Below are 18,996 nucleotides of genomic sequence, written 5' to 3' on the forward strand. Positions count from 1 at the left end.
CCCGGACCTTGTGCCGGGGCTTGCTTTGGAACGATCAACAGGAGAACCAATGCAGCGATCGGTGCTTCATTCCCTGGCGCACGCCGCCGTCGGATTTGCCCTTGCCTGCGGTGCGACTGTGTCGAATGGAGTGCTGGCGGATACGGTATTCAAGGATGCCGACACCCGTATCGAGTCCGCGGCCCAGGCCGTCGATTCGCATCCGGAAGGCAAGCGCGGCTTGCTGTCGTCGGTGGTGAATTCCACCAGCAACGTTGCCAGCAAGGCTGGCGACCTGGTCATGAACGCGCTGGGCCTGATCGGCGTGCGTTACCGCTTCGGCGGCAATACGCCCGAATCCGGCCTGGACTGCAGCGGCTTCGTCCGCTACGTGTTCCACGACACCTTCGGCTTCATGCTGCCGCGCCGCTCCGTCGAAATCAGCCGCGTCGGCACCACCGTGGCCACCAGCGACCTGCGTCCGGGCGACCTGGTGTTCTTCAACACCATGCGCCAGACCTTCTCGCATGTCGGCATCTATATCGGCGACAACAAGTTCGTGCATGCGCCGTCCACCGGCAGCAAGATCCGCGTCGACGACATGCGCGCGGCCTACTGGGTGACCCGCTACAACGGCGCCCGCCGCATCGACGAAGGCAAGGAGCGCAGTGCCGAGGGCCTGGGCGACATGGTCGAGACGCTCAAGCGCTACGATCCCAAGGCGGCTCGCGCGTCGCTGTACGGCGGCTGACGGCTGGCGACGCGTTAAACAAGAAAGGACTGCTGCGGCAGTCCTTTTTGTTTTCCGAAGCGGCGACGGCGCGGCTACTGCGCCGCGACCTTGCCGGCCGGCGCCAGCCGGGCCTGTTCCAGCCGCTGCCGCAGCGTTGCCATGACCGCCGCGGTCGCCTGTTCGCCCGCCAGCACGGCGCGGTTGCGTGCGTTGAAATCGCTGCCGCCCATGTCGGGCAGCTCGGGCCGGATCACCACGTCGGCGCGCGCCAGCGCCATCTTGTTGATCGACTGGCCCATGATCGCGGTGGTCTGCAGCAGCACGCCGCTCTGGCCGGCGTGCTGTTGCGCCGACGGGTCGGCCGAGATATTGACCGCGATGATGAAGTCCGCGCCCATGGCGCGCGCGGAATCCACCGGCACCGGCTCGACCAGGCCGCCGTCGACATAGTCGTGCCCCTGGATCGATACCGGCTGGAATACGCCCGGCACACTGCTGGAAGCGCGCACGGCCTGGCCCGTGTTGCCGCGGCGGAACAGGATCTTGTCACCGCTCTTTAGGTCGGTGGCGACGATGCCCAGCGGCAGCTTCATGGCTTCGATGGGGCGGTTCTGCACCAGCCGGTTGACGTAGTTCTGCAGCGCCTCGCCCTTGAGCCAGCCGCCGAAGCGGGTGCCGAATGGCAGCGCCCAGTCGGCAATTGCGGCTTCGTCCATGGTCAGGGCCAGCTTGTTCAGCTCGAAGCCATTGAGCCCGCTGGCGTACAGCGCCGCCACCACCGCGCCGGCGCTGGTGCCGGTGACCAGGTCGGCGCGGATGCCCTGGGCCTCGAGCGCCTTGATCACGCCGATATGAGCAAAGCCGCGCGCCGCGCCGCCGCCCAGCGCCAGGCCGATCTTGATGGGCCGCGGGGTGGGTGGCGTGGCGGGCATGGCCGCGCCCGGTGGTGCGGAGCGCGGTCCGAAGGCGCAGCCCGCCAGCAGGGCGGCGGCGGAAATGCCGAGAAAATGACGTCGTTGCATGCAGCGGGGGATCGGTAACAAGGTGGGACCGGACGGCGGCGATGCGATGCGGGTGCTTCTCCATACACGCTCGCGTCGCGGGCTGGCTGCCGGCCACAGTTCAGACCGGCGCAAGCATAAATGATTCCGCGCGGCGCCGGTGCGCGCAGGGGCGCGGGCGAGGGCGCAGGGGTCAGGCAATACGCGTTGGTATAATGCAGGGCCCGCACATACACCAGCCTGCGCGCCGCCGCGCGCGGGCTTTCTTGTTTTTGCCCTGACCATGACCCAACGCGTCCGCACCCGCTTTGCGCCGAGCCCGACCGGCTTCATCCATCTCGGCAACATCCGCTCCGCGCTCTATCCCTGGGCCTTTGCCCGCCGCATGCAGGGCGACTTCATCCTGCGCATCGAGGACACCGACGTCGAGCGTTCGTCGCAGGAAGCGGTCGACGTGATCCTCGAAAGCATGGCCTGGCTGGAACTGGATATCGACGAAGGGCCGTTCTACCAGATGCAGCGCATGGACCGCTATCGCGAGGTGGTGGCGCAGATGGTCGAGGCCGGGCTGGCCTACCGCTGCTACATGAGCACGGCCGAACTGGACGCGCTGCGCGAAGCCCAGCGCGAGCGTGGCGAGAAGCCGCGCTACAACGGCTTCTGGCGGCCGGAGCCGGGCAAGGTGCTGCCTGAACCGCCGGCCGGCGTGGACCCGGTGATTCGCTTCAGGAACCCCATCGGCGGCAGCGTGGTGTGGGATGACGCGGTCAAGGGCCGCATCGAGATCGCCAACGACGAGCTCGACGACCTGGTGATCGCGCGCCCCGACGGCACGCCCACCTACAACTTCTGCGTGGTGGTGGACGATCTCGACATGCAGATCACGCACGTGATCCGTGGCGACGACCACGTCAACAACACGCCGCGCCAGATCAACATCATCCGCGCGCTGGGCGGCACGCCGCCGGTCTACGCGCACCTGCCGACCGTGCTCAACGAGCAGGGCGAGAAAATGAGCAAGCGCCATGGCGCGATGAGCGTGACCGGCTACCGCGACGAGGGCTACCTGCCGGAGGCGGTGCTGAACTACCTGGCGCGGCTCGGCTGGGCCCACGGCGATGCCGAGATCTTCTCGCGCGAGCAGTTCGTCGAATGGTTCGACCTGGAGCACCTGGGCAAGTCGCCGGCCCAGTACAACCCCGAGAAGCTGGCCTGGCTCAACAACCACTACATCAAGGCTGGTGACAACCAGCGCCTGGCCACGCTGACGCAGCCCTTTATCGAGGCGCTGGGCGGCAAGGTGGAGGGGGCGGACCTGGTGGGCGTGATCGCGCTGGTGAAGGACCGCGCCAACACGCTCAAGGAAGTCGCGCAGGCCGCGCTGCTGTTCTATCGCGGCGAGCCGCAGGCCGATGCCGCGCTCAAGGCGGAACACCTGACTCCGGAGATCCAGCCGGCGCTGGCCGCACTGTCGGCCCGGCTGGCCGCGCTGCCGGCGTGGACACGCGCGGAGATCAGCGCCGCCTTCAAGGCCGTGCTGGCCGAGTTCGGGTTGAAGATGCCCAAGCTGGCCATGCCGGTACGGTTGCTGGTGGCGGGGCAGCTGCAGACGCCAAGCATCGACGCGGTGCTGGAGCTGTTCGGGCGCGACACGGTGCTGCGCCGTCTGGCCGCCGCGGCTTGAGCGCTGCCTGAAAAGACGCAAAAAAAGTCCGTGTCGGGGCTTGCGCTTCGGCTTGGACTTGCGCATAATCTCGTTCTCCCTGCAGCGCGGCAGCTTACAAAGCGACCAAGCGGGCCGGTGGATCCGCAAGGATCCTCGTTTTCTCTGAGCGGATTATTGAAGTGCAGAGCAGGCGAAAAAGCTGAAACGGGAACTTGCAAAGATTAATGATTGATATATAATCTTGGCTTCGCTTGAAACGGTAGTTAATTCAAGTGACAGCGCAGCAAGTGGCAGTAAATGGAAGTACCATGGGGCTATAGCTCAGCTGGGAGAGCGCTTGCATGGCATGCAAGAGGTCAGCGGTTCGATCCCGCTTAGCTCCACCAAGATTGAGGCGTCAGCCAGGCAGTATCGGCTGATGCCAGACGGAACGTGTTGAAAGACAAGTTTCTGTCCCCTTCGTCTAGAGGCCTAGGACATCACCCTTTCACGGTGAGTACAGGGGTTCGAATCCCCTAGGGGACGCCATAACAGCAGGGCGTAATCAGACGTCCAGCATGTCGTCTCAAGCGTTTAGCTTGAGCCGGCAGCCGACTAAGGAGTGGTAGTTCAGTCGGTTAGAATACCGGCCTGTCACGCCGGGGGTCGCGGGTTCGAGTCCCGTCCACTCCGCCAAAACTAAACCCGCATGGACATTTACCATGCGGGTTTTTCTTTTGGGTGAGGGATTATGTTTTGAATCGCAGTAAATGCAATAAAATATGTTGCATTCGTTGCCAAAACCGCTATATAATCCTGTCTTCGCTGCAAACGCTGCGCAAGCGGCGGCGGTGGAAGAATGCAGTAACCGTCCAGAATACCGGATACGGGGCTATAGCTCAGCTGGGAGAGCGCTTGCATGGCATGCAAGAGGTCAGCGGTTCGATCCCGCTTAGCTCCACCAGAATCTGGGGAGCGTCTGAAAAGAAGCTTCCCAAGCGCGAAAAAGCCTGCTATGATGGCAGACTTTCCAGCGCAAGACAGAAAACGCGTTGAAGAACAAGTTTCTGTCCCCTTCGTCTAGAGGCCTAGGACATCACCCTTTCACGGTGAGTACAGGGGTTCGAATCCCCTAGGGGACGCCAAAACAGCCGGGCGTAATCAGACGTCCAGCATGTCGTCTCGAGCAATAGCTTGAGCCGGCAGCCGACTAAGGAGTGGTAGTTCAGTCGGTTAGAATACCGGCCTGTCACGCCGGGGGTCGCGGGTTCGAGTCCCGTCCACTCCGCCAATTTTGAAAAGCCCGCGCAAGCGGGCTTTTTCTTTTGTACGGAGTGGAGCGAGCCGCCTGCGCGGCTCGCGGCGGGACGAGAAGGGCTGCGCCTGCAGGCGCAGCAGCGGCCTGCGGCACGTAGGCGAGTCCCGTCCACTCCGCCAATTTTGAAGAGCCCGCGCAAGCGGGCTTTTTCTTTTCTACTCGTCCAAATTGCTGCGGCCGGTTGGGACGGCTCGGTGCGATTCAGCTTTCCGGATCCCTGCTGACCCGGCTGAAATACCGCACCAGCAGCACGCCTGCAATGGCCAGGCTGATGCTGTTGGCCAGCCAGAAGCCGCTCGCGCCGCGCGTGAAGTCCGGCATGCCGTCGATCAGGCCGAAGCCCAGCACGTACCCGCCCCCCAGCCCGATGCCCCATAGCGAGCCGGCGTAGATCACCGTCGGGACAAGCGCGATCTTGTATGCACGCAGGATAAAGGCCGTCATCACCTGCACCGCGTCGAAGGCCTGGTAGAACGCCACGAACAGAACCAGCGGCAGCGCCGCGGCGACTACAGCGGGATCGCTGGCATAGGCGTCAAGCACGGGCTTGCGCAGCACCCACAGCAGCGCGCCGGTCAGCACCGCCAGCACCACCGCCATGCGGATGCCGCGCCAGGCGAGCCGGCCGGCGTCGGCCCGGTCGCGCGCGCCGAGATGCTGCGCCACCAGGGTCGAGGTGGCAATCCCCAGCGACAGCGGCAGCATGTAGGCCACTGCCCCCAGGTTGGCAATGATCTGGTGGCCGGCGAGCGTCACGGTGCCCAGGCGCGTAATGAAGATCGACATCAACGTGAACGACGTGATCTCAATCAGGTAGGTGAGCCCCATTGGCACGCCCAGGCGCAACAGCGCGCGCAGCGGCGCGGCGGCGGGCCAGCTCCAGGCGTCGAAGATGCGCAGCGCATGATAGGCGCTGCCATGGCGCAGGATCAGCAGCCCGGCGATGCACCAGGTCCAGCTGATCAGCGTCGAGGCCAGGCCGCAGCCGGGACCACCCATTGCCGGCACGCCCAGGCCGCCGTGGATGAACCAGGCATTGAGCGGCACCTTCAATGCCAGGCCCGCGACCTGCAGCACCGTCACCATGATCGGCCGGGACAGCGCATTGTTCAGCGCCGAGTAGATGCGGAAGGCCAGCGCCGCCGGCAAGCCGAAGGCGCCGAAATGCAGGTACGCGGTGGCCTTCTCGACCAGCTCCGGAGGCGCCTTGGCGAAGGCCAGCAGCGGGCCGGGAAACGCCAGCAGCAGCACGCCAGGCAGCGCCAGCGCGATGCCCAGCCAGGCGGCCTGCCGCACTTCCGCACCGATGGCCTCGAGGCGGCCGGCACCATAGAGCTGGCCGGCGATGGGCGAGAGTGCCTGCAGCACGCCCATCAGGCTGATATAGATGGTGACGTAGATCGACCCGCCCAGGCCCACGGCGGCGAGATCGGTGGCGGACGCGCGTCCGGCCATCACGGTATCGATCACGCCGAAGGCGATCACGGCGAGTTGCCCGGCCAGCACGGGTGCGGCCAGGGCGGCAATGCGGCGAAGGTCTTGGAACAGTGTCATTCAGGGCTCGGCAGGGGCGGGCTGGAAATCCAGCCCCGCAGCCGCCTGCGGCCGGAATGGTTCGTGGGCGCGTCAGGCGCTGCGATGTATCGGGGTGCGGCTAGTGGCGACGGCGAGCAGACAAGGCTCAAGGCTGGCGCGGCAGGCGGCGTCGCGGCAGGTCGGGGCGCGGGTGGACGGCGCGGGCGGTATCGACCAGGCGGTACATGCGGAAGCGCTCGTCGCGGTCGGCCGGGCGCCGGCCTTCCCAGATCAGCCGCCACTCGAAGTGCGAGATATTGCCCGGCTCGCCGTAGTCGACCGAATCGTGGCGCAGCAGCACGTCGCAGCCGTCGTTGGGTCCGCCGAAGCGAATATGGCCGAAGTAGGCGAACGACGCCAGCTGCGCATCGCCCATGCGGATCGGCTGCACGCACTGGTAGGCCGGCGGCAGCGCCATCGACGCCGCCTGGGCCACGTCGCGATAGGTCTTGCCGTAGTTGATCGACGGCAGCCACAACGTCATCGCCATGACCCACATCAGCGTGGTGCCGGCCGCGGAAATCACCACCGGGCGCCAGATCTGCTTGGGCGCGCGCGACAGCCGCCAGCGCACAATCAGCACCCAGGCCACCGTCGCCGCCAGCGCAAACACCACCGCGGCGATGGTGAATTCATGCTGGTAGCCCGGCAGCTGGCGGAACACGTTGCGCGCGATGCGCGGCGGCCAGCCGGTGGTCTTGGCGATCCACATGAACCAGACCGTGCCGCCGAAGATGGTGAAGAACAGCAGCGCGAACCAGTCGATGGCGTTGATCACGCCGCGCGCCAGCGTCGGCAGGGCAAAGGCGGCCAGCACGGCCATCGGCGGCAGCAGCAGGATGAACTGCACGTCGCCGGCGCTGCGTTGCAGGAACAGCAGGACCAGCACCGGCAGCAGCAGCGCCAGCGGAGCCGCGACATGGGGCGCCCGGCGCATGCCGGTCCAGGCGATCCAGGCCCAGCCTGCGATCGGCCACACCGGCCACGTATACAGGAACAGGTTGCGCATGTTGAAGCCGAACGTCGCCATATTGGGCGAGCCGTAGCTGCGGCGGTCATAGCGCGACCATTCGCGGATAAAGGTCACGGCCTCGTTGCGGTCGGCCGCGCCGAAATAGGCGGCTGCCAGCCACGCCGCCACGATCAGCAGCGCCAGCGGAATCGCGCCCACGGCAAGGCGCCGCCACGGCAGCGGCTTGCACACCAGCGCGCACACCGCCGTGCCGAGCAGCAGCGCCAGCGCCAGCAGCGGCCCGCTGGCCAGCGTCAGGCCGCCCAGCGCGGCACCATAGATCAGGCTGCCCTGGGTGGGCTTGTCGAGGCTGCGCACCATGCCGTACAACGCCAGCGCGATGAACGCGACCTGCCCGACCTGCGGCGTGGTCTCGTGCCCGCGCATGGCCAGGCCCACGCAGGCAAGGAAGATCAGCAGCGCGCCGTCGGCCAGCGTGCGGCCGTAGTCGCGCGCATTGGGCTGGCCGCCGAAGGCATAGGCAAAGGGCTGGACCTCATCGCGCCGGCCCAGCAGGTAGGTGGTGTACCAGATGCAGGCGCAGGTGGCGAAGAAGAACAGTGCCGTCGCCAGCCGCGCCGCGTCGGTTGCGCCCAGCCAGCCGCCAAAGCCGCGGATCATCAGCGCGCCGATCCAGAACACCAGCGGGCCGTCCTCGCTGTACGGGCGGCCGACGATGTTCGGCATCAGCCAGTCGTGCGTGCCGCCGGTGGCGAGCTGCCACATCACGCCGAAGCCCGCGGCGTCCTCGTTCTTCCAGGGGTCGCGCCCGAACAGGCCGACCAGGCCGTAGATGATGCAGATGGCCAGCAGCAGCGCGCGCGGCAGGGCGCCGGTGGCGGCTGCGGTCAACTGGACGGGTGAGGTATTGGCTTGACGCATCGATGCTCAGGTCGGGCCGTGGCGCCATGGCGCGAAGGCCACAGTATCGCGCATGCGGCGGCCGCGTGGCCGTGGCATGGCGTGGAAGCCTCACGGAATGTGGGGGTAAATCCAAATAGCGGGCAGTGCCGGGCGGGCTGCCAGGGCTTGCCTGTGCGGCGCTCCGGCACAAATGCAAAGAGGCAGCCGATGCTGCCTCTTTGCTGGTTCGCGCGCGCCCGGAACTTGTCCGCGGCTGGCGCGAAGCGGGGTCGCTGAAAGCGATTACTTCGCAGCCTTGCCCAGCTTGTTGCCGAACTTCTGGCGGAACTTTTCCACGCGGCCGGCGGTGTCCATGATCTTCTGGGTGCCGGTGTAGAACGGGTGCGATTCCGACGAGACTTCGATCTTGGCCAGCGGGTATTCCTTGCCGTCCTTCACGATCGTGTCCTTGGTCTGGATGGTCGAGCGGGTGATGAAGCTGAAGTCGCTGGACATGTCCTGGAACACGACTTCGCGGTAATTCGGGTGAATGCCTTCTTTCATGATGAGTCCTTTCTGGTTGGGTAGCCAGTCCGTTGCAATCCGCGGTTCTCCGCCAGGGAGAAGAGATGGTGCGGCGACGAACGAACCACTTGCCGATTACGGGCAAACCGGGATTATGGCAGAAAAACAAATACTTGGGGAAGCGCGTAAGGGCTCTGGCCCAACAAAGTGTTGCGCCAGAAAGCGATCCTTATTTCACATTGCAGCGGGATCCTGCCGATAGAATGCCGCCAATGACTTGTACACCAGCGGCCAGTGCCGCGCCAGTCCGGCCGGCTCGACAAAAAATGACTCGGAGGTCACTGCAAAGAATTCGCTCGGCGCCTCGCTGCCGTAGGGGTCGATGATGCGCAGCGCCGCGGGCAAGCGCTCCGGGTGCTCCCAGTCCGCCTCGTCGCGGGCGTCCCAGGCTTCGGCGAAGCGATCGTACTCGCTCAGGAAGGTCTCGGCCCAGGCCTCGGCGTCGACCTCCGGATGCAGCACGCGCGAGAATGCCGGCACGCCGTCGGGTTCGCCGTCGAGCATGTCGAGCTTGTGGGCGAATTCGTGGATGACCACGTTATACGTGTCCGCCGGCAGTTCATGGTCGCTGTCGATGCCCGCGCCGGGGCTGTGCACATCGGGCCAGGACAGGATCACCGGCCCGTGCTCCCAGGCTTCGCCGCTGGCTTCCTCGACTACGCCGTGTACCAGGCCGATCTCGTCCTGCACGGTCCGTCGGATGATGAACTCGCCCGGGTAGAGCACGATGCCATGCCAGCCGCGGTACCACGGCAGCCCCAGTTTCAGGATCGGTACGCAGGCCTGTACGGCGACGCTGACCACCATGTCGTCGTCCAGCGGCAAGTCGTGCGCGGTGGAGTATTCCTTCTCGGCAATGAACAGCGTGGCCAGTTCGCGCAGCGCCGCCAGGTCCTCGCCGCCGTAGCGCTGCACGAACGGCAGCGTGGCCACGGTGCGCGACCAGAGCGCATCGGGGATGGCGTAGTGCTCCAGCTTGCGGGCACGCGAGCGCGAGCGCAGGAATGTGGTCAGTTTGCCCAGCATGACATCGTCGAAAAAACAAAAAAGGCGTGCCGCGGCACGCCTTCCTGTCTGCGTTGCGGCACGGCCGCAGCGAGGCTTAGCCGCCTCGGCGCATCATATCGAAAAACTCTGCGTTGTTCTTCGTGGCCTTCATCTTGTCCATGATGAATTCCATCGCCTGCACTTCGTCCATGTCGGAGATGAACTTGCGCAGCACCCAGATCTTCTGCAGGATGTCCGGCTTGATCAGCAGCTCTTCGCGGCGCGTGCCGGACTTGTTCAGGTTGATCGACGGATAGACGCGCTTTTCGGCCAGGCGGCGTTCCAGGTGCACTTCCATGTTGCCGGTGCCCTTGAACTCTTCGTAGATGACGTCGTCCATGCGGCTGCCGGTTTCGATCAGCGCAGTAGCGATGATGGTCAGCGAGCCGCCTTCCTCCAGGTTGCGCGCCGCGCCAAAGAAGCGCTTCGGGCGCTGCAGCGCGTTGGCGTCGACACCGCCGGTCAGCACCTTGCCCGAGGCCGGCACCACCGTGTTGTAGGCGCGCGCCAGGCGGGTGATCGAGTCCAGCAGGATCACCACGTCGCGCTTCAGTTCGACCAGGCGCTTGGCTTTCTCGATCACCATTTCGGCGACCTGTACGTGGCGGATGGCAGGTTCGTCGAAGGTGGAGGCCACCACCTCGCCGCGCACCGAGCGCTGCATCTCGGTCACTTCTTCCGGACGCTCGTCGATCAGCAGCACGAACAGGTCGGCTTCGGGATGATTGTTGGCGATCGCGTGTGCAATGTGTTGCAGCATCACGGTCTTGCCCGACTTGGGCGACGCCACCAGCAGCGCGCGCTGGCCGCGGCCGATCGGCGCGATCATGTCGATGATGCGGCCGGTGATGTTTTCTTCCGCCTTGATATCGCGTTCGAGCGTGAGCGGCCGGTTCGGATGCAGCGGCGTCAGGTTCTCGAACATGATGCGGTTCTTGACCGCTTCGGGCGCCTGTCCGTTGACCTTGTCCACCTTCACCAGCGCGAAATAGCGTTCGCCGTCCTTGGGCGTGCGCACCTCGCCCTCGATCGAATCGCCGGTGTGCAGGTTGAAGCGGCGGATCTGCGACGGGCTGATGTAGATGTCGTCGGTGCTGGCCAGGTAGGAGGTCTCGGGCGAGCGCAGGAAACCGAAGCCGTCAGGCAGAACTTCCAGGGTGCCGTCTCCGTAGATGGTTTCGCCCATCTTGGCGCGCTTCTTCAGGATCGCAAACATCAGTTCTTGTTTGCGCATCCGCTGTGCGTTGTCGATCTCGAGCGTAGCCGCCATTTCGAGAAGCGCAGACACGTGAAGCGATTTGAGTTCTGTCAGGTGCATAGACGAGGGGTACAGATGGGCCCGGACGGGCGAGACCTAAAGGAAGGGGGAGAAAATGAGCGAACGCTCGGGGAGTTGTTGGTGGCATCTTAGCACAATCCGACCGGCGCGCCAGGGTGTGGCGCACGCACGTCGGATCGTGACGAAACCGGGACCGCGGGTCGGGTCCCGGCGCGCAGCTTACAGGTTGCCGTCGAGGAAGGCAGTCAGTTGCGACTTGGACAGCGCGCCGACCTTCTGGGCCGCGACCGCGCCGTTCTTGAACAGGATCAGCGTCGGGATGCCGCGGATGCCGAACTTGGCCGGCACCTGCTGGTTTTCATCGACATTGATCTTGGCGACCTGCAGCTTGTCGCCGTAGTCCTTGGCGACTTCGTCCAGGATCGGCGCGATCATCTTGCAGGGGCCGCACCATTCCGCCCAGAAATCGAGCAGGACGGGCTTGTCGGACTGGAGGACGTCGGCGTCGAACGAGGCGTCGCTCACATACTTGATTTGTTCGCTCATGGCGGAAAACCTCTGGTTTCGCTCTGTTTATGTTGAAGGCTGGACGGCCGAACCGTTACCTTACACGAGATTGCGCGGACCCGTCGGGCCGCCTCTTTACGCCTGAAGCAGGCGGTGGAGGCCGCTGCCGCGCCCGGTGCTGCCGATATGTTACCAGTTTGCCGATTTTCAAGACCGGCCGCCGGCACATCCGCCAAACCTGCGGCAACGAGGCATAAGGGCCCGCAAACAATGCCGTCATTCTGGTGCAAAGGTTTAATTCATTGAAATGCTTATTTTCAATCGCGGCGAGAGTTTTGCCCAATCGCCGCCGCCAGCGGTGGGTGTCATGGGATGCACTTGCGCGTCCGGGGTGCCGGATGGGTGCGGCGTGCGCGTAGAATAGAAGCGGTCCGCACGACGCCCGCCGGGCGACCCGCGGCGCACCATCCATGCACCTGCGCCCCTGACTAGGTCATCGACATGAACACCGATCCCCGCAAGCCTTCGCAGTCCGAGCCCGGCCAGGCGCCGGACGTCGACCACCTGAGCGATGCGCTGGACCATCTCAGCAGCGCCGTGGAGACCAACAGCATCGCCACCGGCGCGGCGCGCGGGCTGGTCTACAGCATTATCGAAACGCTCGGCACGCTGGTGGGCGACCCCGACCTGCCCGAGCATGCGCGCTCCGGCTACGAAGGCCTGCTCGAAACCGCGCGCGAAATCCGCGCCCGCCTGGAAGGCGGTCCTGACTGAAGCGGCGCGGCCTGTCCCCATACCGCGGTGCCTTCGCCGCCGGACGTGCCGGCCGGCGGCGCCGCGTCATTGTTGCCACGCGTTGTTCCTGATTCGCTCCAACCCGACGCCGTTCCCGCATCCTTGCGGCCAACGCCCCAATGACGGTCCATGACGTCGCTAAGCTTTCGCCCCGGTCCTGATTTTCTTGAGCAGGCGGCCACCGCTGCCTGGTATTTCCTCGACCGCTGCGGCGCGTCCGAGGCGGCTGCGCACGTGGTGGTGCCGACCGCCGCGCAGATTCCGGGCGTGCGCCAGGCGCTGGACGCCGCGGCGCGTGCGGCCGGGCGGCCGCGGCTGTTGCCACGCGTGCTGACGCTGGGCCACTGGTTGCTCGACCTGCCGCCCGAGGGCGCGCCGGTGCGCAGCCCGGCCGCGCGCCTGCTCGCGGTGCAGCAGGCGGTGCGCGGGCAGGACTGGCTGCGCCGGGCCTTCGGCGCGCAGAACGAAACCGCGGCATGGGGCCTGTCGCAGACCCTGCTGGCGATCTGCGACGAGCTCAGCGCGCGCTGGCTCGAAGACGCCGCCATCCGTGACGACGACGAGGTCGACGGCGACGATCGCGCGGGCCTGCTGCAGGGCGCGCTGGCGCGGACCTATGCGCATCTGTCGGAACGTTTCCTGGGCGAGGAGGCCCGCATCGTGCTGGCGTTCTGGCAGGCGCTGTCCGGGCCCGACGATCCGCTGCCGGCGAAGCGCCGCGTGCTGCGCGAACTGTCGCAGCAGCTGCGCGGCCCGGTGGTCTGGATTGCGCCGACCCCGCCCACGCCGCTCGAGGCCGCGTTCCTGCGCGATGCCGCCGAGCTGGTGCCGGTGCTGCAGGTGGGCTATGACTGGAGCGGGCAGGATCAAGGCGAGGCCGGCTGGTACCACGCGCTGATGGCGTTGTGGCCGGAAGCCAGGATCGTCGGCGACGACGAGGGCGCGCTCCGCGAGACCTCGCCCGCGATGCCCGCGCTGCCGCCGCAGCGCCCGTCGGTGCGCGTGGTCGGTTGTGCCCGCTTCGAGGACGAAGCCGCCGCCGCGGCCGCGCAACTGGTGCAATGGCTCAATGAGGGCCGCCGCCAGGTGGCGCTGGTCGCGCACGACCGGGTGGTGGCGCGCCGCGCGCGCGCGCTGCTGGCACGCGCCGGCGCGCCGGTGCGCGACGAGACCGGCTGGAAGCTCTCGACCACGCGCGCCGCTGCCGCGCTGATGCGCTGGTTCGACCTGCTGGTGCGCGATGGCGATACCGCCGCGCTGCTGGACCTGCTCAAGAGCCCGTTCTGCCTGCCCGATGTGGCCGCGCGCGGCGCGGCCATTGCGCTGCTCGAGCGCCAGGTGCGGCGCGAGGGCATTACCGGCGGCTGGGCGCGGCTGCGCCAGATGTTCGCGCACGCGCCGGTCAACTCGCAGCAGGCCGCCGCTGACGACGAGGATGCCGACCAGGCGCCGCGCCGCGCGGCCCATGGCCTGATCGGCGTGCTCGCCGACGAGGCCGCGCGCTGGCCGCGCGGCCTTGCGCAGCATCCATTGGGGACGTGGCTGGAGCGGCTCGACGGCATGCTCGATGGCCTCGGCATGCGCGCCGCGCTGGCCGCGGACGACGCCGGCAGCCAGCTGCTCGATGCCCTGGCGCGGCTGCAGGAGCTGCCGCGCGACGAGACCGGCGGCCATGCCACGCTGTCGCAGGGCGAGTTCCGCGCGATGCTGTCGGCGCTGCTGGAATCGGTCGCATACAAGGAGCCGTCGGCCAGCGGGGCCGCGCGCATTACCATCCTGCCGTTGAACGGGGCACGCATGCGGCGCTTCGAGGGCGTGGTGATCGTCGGCTGCGACGATGCCCAGTTGCCGTCCAGCGCCGCCGAGCTGATGTTCTTCTCCAACCAGATGCGGCGCGAGCTGGACCTGGAAGACCGCGAGGCACGCTTTGCGCAGCAGGCGCGCGACCTGGCCGAGGTGCTGCTGAACAACGACGACGTGATGCTGACCTGGCAGCGCTACGGCAGCCGCGGCGAGCCGCACCACGTGTCGGGCTGGATCGAGCGGCTGGCGGCGTGCTGCGCGCGCGCCGGGGTCAGCATCGAAGGCACCGCCGCGCCGCAGGCGCACCAGACCTTCGCCGATGTGCGCGGCATGCCGGCCCCCTCGGCCGAGCCCGCGCTGGTGCCGGTGCGCTGGAGCGCGCAGGCGTACAACGCGCTGCGCCGCTGCCCTTACCAGTTCTTCGCCGGCCGCATGCTGGGCCTGGCCGGGCTGGAGACGGTCAGCGACGAGCTGGAGAAGCGCGAGATCGGCGAGACCCTGCACCGCGTGCTGCTGACCTATCACAAGGACCTGCACGCGCGGCGCGAGCGCGGCGAAACGCTGAGCGAAGACCAGCGCCTGGCGCGACTGGGCGAGATCTCCGACGAGGTCTTCGGCACGCTGATGGCCGAGGACGGCAACGCCATTGCCTACTACCGGCGCTGGCGCGAGGTATTGCCGTCGTATGTCGCGTGGCAGTCCGCGCGCGAGGCCGAGGGCTGGTTCTGGCGCGGCGGCGAGCTTGACGCCGGCATCGACCTGCCGATGCCCGACGGCCAGCCGCTGCGCCTGACCGGACGCATCGACCGGCTCGACCAGGGCCCAGGCGGCGCGCATGCCGTGCTCGACTACAAGACCCAGAGCGCCACGCGCCTGAAGCGCAAGCTGGCCGAGGTCGAGGAAGACTGCCAGTTGCCGTTCTACGGCCTGCTGCGCGCCGATGCCGCGGCGGGCAGCTGGGTCTCGCTCGAAGGCGCGCGCGACGGCGCGCCGGCGGCGCAGCGCGAGGTCGGCCTGCCGGACTTCGAAGCCGCGGTCACCTGGCTGGAACGCCAGATGCGCGACGACGTGATGCGCCTGCGCCAGGGCGCCAGGCTGCCCGCCTTCGGCGATGCCTCGGCGTGCGTCTATTGCACCGCCCGCGGCCTGTGCCGCAAGGGCTTCTGGGACTCCACCGCCGTGCCGGCGCTGACATCATGACGCCTCACGATCTGCACGAGATCCAGCCTTACCAGCGCGATGGCGCGCCGGTTTCCGAAGCCGAATTCACGCGCGCGGCCTGCGATCCGGCGCGTTCGGTGGTGGTCGAAGCCTGCGCTGGCAGCGGCAAGACCTGGCTGCTGGTGGCGCGCCTGGTGCGCCTGCTGCTGGCCGGCGCGGCGCCGCACGAGATCCTGGCGATCACCTTTACGCGCAAGGCCGCCGAAGAAATGCGCGACCGCCTGCTCGAGGTGCTGGCACAACTGTCGCGCGACAGCGACGACGACGTGATCGCCGCGCTGGTGCAGCGCGGCCTCTCCGCTGACGCCGCGCGCGAGGCGCTGCCGCGCGCGCGCCGGCTGCATGCGCAGGTGCTGGCCGCGCCGGGGCGCATGGCGATCGACACCTTCCACGGCTGGTTCGGCACGCTGCTGCGCGGCGCGCCGCTGGCGTCGGGCATCGTGCCGGGCGCGGCGCTGCGCGAGGATGCGCTGCGCATGAAGCGCGAAGCCTGGGCGCCGGTATGGCGCGCGCTGGCCACGCCGCCCTACGCCGAGCTGCGCACGGCGTGGGAAACGCTGGTCGATACCGTGGGCGACTTCCAGGCGCGCGCGCTGCTCGACGCGATGTTCCACGCCCGCAGCGAGTGGTGGGCGATGCAGGAGGGCGGCGACCCGCTGCAGGCGCTGTCCGACTGCCTGGGCGAGGACGCGCAAGGCGACGTGTTGCTGCAGGCGCTGGCCGACGAAGGCTGGCGCGATGCCTGCGAAGCGCTGGCGGCGCGCCTGGGCGCGGCGGGCAAGAGCGAGCAGGCCCACGCCGGCCGCATCACCGAGGCGCTGATGGCGATCGCCGCCTGGCGCGAGGCCGGCGCCGCGCCCGGCAAGCCCGCCGAACGCGTGTTCGCGCAGCTGCGCGCCGCGTTCTTCACCGCCACGGGTGGGCCGCGCTCGCTGCGGCGCACCGCGGCACTGGCCAAGGCCGCGGGCGGTGAGGGCATGGTGGATGCGCTGCTGGACGAACATGCCGCGATCTGCGCGATGCTCGACGACATCAGCGCGCGCTGCTGCGAAGCCGCGGTGCTGGCGATCAATCGGGCCCTGTTCCGCATCGGCGATGCGCTGCTGACGCGCTACCAGCAGCACAAGGACGAGCAGCGCGCGATGGACTTCGCCGACCTCGAATGGCAGGCCGCGCGGCTGATGTCGGACGAGGAAACCGCCACCTACCTGCAGGTGCGGCTCGATGCGCGCTACCGCCACTTGCTGCTCGACGAGTTCCAGGACACCAACCCGCTGCAATGGCGCATCCTGCAAGGCTGGCTGGCCGGCTATGCGGGTCTGGGCGAGCGCCCGACGGTATTCCTGGTGGGCGATCCCAAGCAATCGATCTACCGCTTCCGCCGCGCCGATGCCAGGCTTTTCGGCGCCGCCGGCGAGATGCTGCGCGACGCGTTCGGCGCCACCGTGCTGCGGACCAACCGGACCCGGCGCAATCGCGCCGAAGTGCTGGACTGGGTCAACGCCGTGTTCGACAGCGCGCGCGCCGACGGCCGCTACCCGCTGTACTCGACCCAGACCACGGCGCTGGGCGGCTGCGGCGGCCCGGTGTGGCTGTTGCCACTGGTGGAGCCCGATGGCGCCAGTGAAAGCGCGACGGAGGATGCTGACGACGAACCGGCGCATGCCGCCAGCGCGCATCGCGACACGCTGCTGCAGCCGCGCCGGCAGGCCGGCGATTCGCTGCGGCTGGAAGAAGGGCGGCGCGTGGCGGCGTGGTTGCGGCTGGTGCGCGATACCGTGCCGGTGCACGAAGGCAACATCCAGCGGCCCGCGCGCTGGAGCGACATGCACCTGCTGGTGCGCCGCAAGACTCATCTGGCCGACTATGAGCGCGCCCTGCGCGAGGCCGGCATCCCGTGCCTGAGTCCGCGTCGCGGCGGCCTGCTGGCCACGCTCGAGGCGCTGGACCTGTCGGCGCTGCTGGCGTTCCTGATGACGCCCGAGTCGGACCTGGACCTGGCGCACGTGCTGAAGAGCCCGCTGGTGGGCGCGACCGACGATGATCTGCTGGCGCTCGCGCAAATGGAGGGCGAGGGCGGGTGGTGGGCGCGCATCGAGGCCGCCGGGCTGCCGGCACAGGTTTCCGACGCGCTGCGCGAAGGCGTGCCGCGGCTGCGGCAGTGGCTGCGCGTCGCGCCGCACCAGCCGGTGCATGACCTGATCGACCAGATCTTCCACGGCGGCGAGGTGCGGCGGCGCTACGCCGAGGCCGCGCCGCCGGATATCCGCGAACAGGTGCTGGCCAACCTCGACGCCTTCCTGAAGCTGTCGCTCGACCTCGACGGCGGGCGCTATCCGAGCCTGCCGAAGTTTATCGACGAGCTGCAGGAAATCCGCCGCGGCGACGAAGGCGAAAGCCCCGACGAAGGCGGCATGGGCGAGCGCGCCGAAGACCTCGAGCCGGCCGCGGACGATCCGGCCTACGCGGGCCTCGACGCGGTCCATATCCTGACCGTGCATGCCGCCAAGGGACTGGAAGCGCCGTTCGTGGTGCTGCTCGATGCCAACCACAGCGAGCCGGCCGCGGACCGCGGCGGCATCCTGGTCGACTGGCCGCCGTCGTCGCCGGTGCCGCGCCATTTCTCTGCGTACGGCAAGCGCAGCGAGCGCGGGCTGGCGCGCGCGCCGCTGTTCGAAGCCGAGGCGGCGCTGGGCGAGCGCGAGAACTGGAACCTGCTGTACGTGGCCATGACGCGCGCGCAGCAGGGGCTGCTGGTTAGCGGGGTCAAGGGCCGCGCCAGCCGCGCCAGTGCGGGCGAGGGCAATGCCGAGATCGCCGGCAGCTGGTATGTGCGGCTGCAGGCCGCGGGCGTCGGCGAAATGGTGCCGGCCTATCCGGACGCGGACGCGGACGCGCAGGGCGATGCGGCCGCTGCGCAAGCATTGCTGCCCGCGCGACTGAGCGAGCCGGTGCGCTTCACCGACTTCCGGCTGCGCTACCGCGATGCCGTCGAGGATCCACGCCAGGCCGCCTTTGCCGACGAAGACGCGCAAGCCACGGACGAATCGGAGGGCATTGTCTTCAACGCCGCGGCGGCCCGCCATGGCGAACTGGTGCATGCGCTGCTAGAACGCCTGACGCGCTATCCCGACGCCTTTGCCGGCGTGCCCGCGATCGATACGGTATTGCGGTGGTTCCCGCTGACTGGCGCGCACACCGCGGCGGCACGGTCAGCCTGGCGGCAACAGGTGGAACAGGCGCTGGCTGCCGTGGCCGCGATGCTGCGTGCGCCGGCGCTGGCGTGCCTGCTGACCGCGGACGGGGCGCGCAGCGCGCGCAACGAGGTCGAACTGTACGACGCGCACGGCCGGCTGCTGCGGATCGACCGGCTGGTGGAATTCGACGACCGCGTCGTCGTCATCGACTACAAGCTGCGCCTGCTGCCGCAGGAGCACGCCGCCTATCGCGCGCAGCTGGGCCGCTACGCGGCGGCGATCGCGCCGATGTTCCCCGGCAGGCGCATCGAGGCTGGGGTGGCCACCGCCGAGGGCGAATGGATTCCCGCCGAGCACCTGGCACCGCCGGTTCCGCAACAGGGTTCGCTGTTCTGAAGGCTGGCGCGGCGCGCCGGCAAGGGCAGCGGAATCGGCGCAGAATGGGGCGCATGGCGC

Annotated in this window: 12 protein-coding genes and 6 tRNA genes; 11 read left to right on the forward strand and 7 right to left on the reverse strand. The window is 67.9% G+C overall.

What is annotated here, in order from left to right:
• Nucleotides 1-49: 49 nt before the first annotated feature.
• Complete coding sequence (locus tag MKD50_RS06765) at nucleotides 50-730, forward strand: C40 family peptidase (protein ID WP_115703736.1); 681 nt, start codon at nucleotides 50-52, stop codon at nucleotides 728-730.
• A 74-nt stretch (nucleotides 731-804) separates the two neighbouring features.
• On the opposite strand, the gene MKD50_RS06770 is transcribed toward MKD50_RS06765, so the two are convergent.
• A complete protein-coding gene (locus MKD50_RS06770) occupies nucleotides 805-1,734 on the reverse strand; it encodes a patatin-like phospholipase family protein (protein WP_252666704.1) in 930 nt (309 codons plus the stop codon).
• Nucleotides 1,735-1,996: 262 nt separating this feature from the next.
• On the opposite strand from MKD50_RS06770, the gene gltX reads away from it, so the two are divergent.
• The 7 genes from gltX (at nucleotide 1,997) to MKD50_RS06805 (ending at nucleotide 4,649) form a co-directional block, all read left to right on the forward strand.
• On the forward strand, nucleotides 1,997-3,397 hold the full coding sequence (gene gltX / locus MKD50_RS06775) for a glutamate--tRNA ligase (protein ID WP_240072302.1): 1,401 nt from the start codon (nucleotides 1,997-1,999) through the stop codon (nucleotides 3,395-3,397).
• Nucleotides 3,398-3,689: 292 nt separating this feature from the next.
• Nucleotides 3,690-3,765: transfer RNA gene (locus MKD50_RS06780), tRNA-Ala, on the forward strand.
• Nucleotides 3,766-3,831: 66 nt separating this feature from the next.
• A tRNA-Glu gene (locus tag MKD50_RS06785) sits at nucleotides 3,832-3,907 on the forward strand.
• Nucleotides 3,908-3,977: 70 nt separating this feature from the next.
• Nucleotides 3,978-4,054 (forward strand) — tRNA-Asp (locus MKD50_RS06790).
• A 192-nt stretch (nucleotides 4,055-4,246) separates the two neighbouring features.
• Nucleotides 4,247-4,322, forward strand: a tRNA-Ala gene (locus MKD50_RS06795).
• A gap of 105 nt (nucleotides 4,323-4,427) precedes the next feature.
• A tRNA-Glu gene (locus MKD50_RS06800) sits at nucleotides 4,428-4,503 on the forward strand.
• A 69-nt stretch (nucleotides 4,504-4,572) separates the two neighbouring features.
• Nucleotides 4,573-4,649, forward strand: a tRNA-Asp gene (locus MKD50_RS06805).
• 228 nt (nucleotides 4,650-4,877) lie between these two features.
• Here MKD50_RS06805 and MKD50_RS06810 read toward each other — a convergent pair.
• From MKD50_RS06810 to trxA, 6 genes are all read right to left on the reverse strand, one after another.
• Complete coding sequence (locus tag MKD50_RS06810; RefSeq protein WP_252666705.1) at nucleotides 4,878-6,230, reverse strand: MATE family efflux transporter; 1,353 nt, start codon at nucleotides 6,228-6,230, stop codon at nucleotides 4,878-4,880.
• A gap of 127 nt (nucleotides 6,231-6,357) precedes the next feature.
• Nucleotides 6,358-8,145: an ArnT family glycosyltransferase gene (locus MKD50_RS06815; RefSeq protein WP_252666706.1), complete on the reverse strand. Its 1,788-nt coding sequence runs from the start codon at nucleotides 8,143-8,145 to the stop codon at nucleotides 6,358-6,360.
• A 264-nt stretch (nucleotides 8,146-8,409) separates the two neighbouring features.
• Nucleotides 8,410-8,670: a type B 50S ribosomal protein L31 gene (locus MKD50_RS06820; RefSeq protein WP_012353195.1), complete on the reverse strand. Its 261-nt coding sequence runs from the start codon at nucleotides 8,668-8,670 to the stop codon at nucleotides 8,410-8,412.
• A 195-nt stretch (nucleotides 8,671-8,865) separates the two neighbouring features.
• Nucleotides 8,866-9,717 (reverse strand): M90 family metallopeptidase, encoded by an 852-nt coding sequence (locus MKD50_RS06825; protein WP_115703726.1) that lies wholly within the window; start codon nucleotides 9,715-9,717, stop codon nucleotides 8,866-8,868.
• A gap of 76 nt (nucleotides 9,718-9,793) precedes the next feature.
• Complete coding sequence (gene rho, locus MKD50_RS06830; RefSeq protein ID WP_012353193.1) at nucleotides 9,794-11,056, reverse strand: transcription termination factor Rho; 1,263 nt, start codon at nucleotides 11,054-11,056, stop codon at nucleotides 9,794-9,796.
• A 180-nt stretch (nucleotides 11,057-11,236) separates the two neighbouring features.
• On the reverse strand, nucleotides 11,237-11,563 hold the full coding sequence (trxA, locus tag MKD50_RS06835) for a thioredoxin TrxA (RefSeq protein WP_029046118.1): 327 nt from the start codon (nucleotides 11,561-11,563) through the stop codon (nucleotides 11,237-11,239).
• Between the two features lie 462 nt (nucleotides 11,564-12,025).
• Between trxA and MKD50_RS06840 the strand changes: the two genes are divergently transcribed.
• From MKD50_RS06840 to MKD50_RS06850, 3 genes are all read left to right on the forward strand, one after another.
• The gene (locus MKD50_RS06840) at nucleotides 12,026-12,298 is read left to right on the forward strand and encodes a hypothetical protein (protein ID WP_115703724.1); all 273 of its coding nucleotides are present in this window, start codon (nucleotides 12,026-12,028) and stop codon (nucleotides 12,296-12,298) included.
• A 150-nt stretch (nucleotides 12,299-12,448) separates the two neighbouring features.
• Nucleotides 12,449-15,322: a PD-(D/E)XK nuclease family protein gene (locus MKD50_RS06845; protein WP_252666707.1), complete on the forward strand. Its 2,874-nt coding sequence runs from the start codon at nucleotides 12,449-12,451 to the stop codon at nucleotides 15,320-15,322.
• Entirely contained in the window at nucleotides 15,319-18,936 is a 3,618-nt protein-coding gene (locus MKD50_RS06850) for a UvrD-helicase domain-containing protein (RefSeq protein WP_252666708.1), read from the forward strand. The genes MKD50_RS06845 and MKD50_RS06850 overlap by 4 nt, the downstream gene beginning before the upstream one ends.
• Nucleotides 18,937-18,996: the final 60 nt, after the last annotated feature.

The sequence above is a fragment of the Cupriavidus mimosae genome (assembly GCF_023952485.1).
In the GTDB taxonomy this organism is placed as follows: domain Bacteria; phylum Pseudomonadota; class Gammaproteobacteria; order Burkholderiales; family Burkholderiaceae; genus Cupriavidus; species Cupriavidus taiwanensis_C.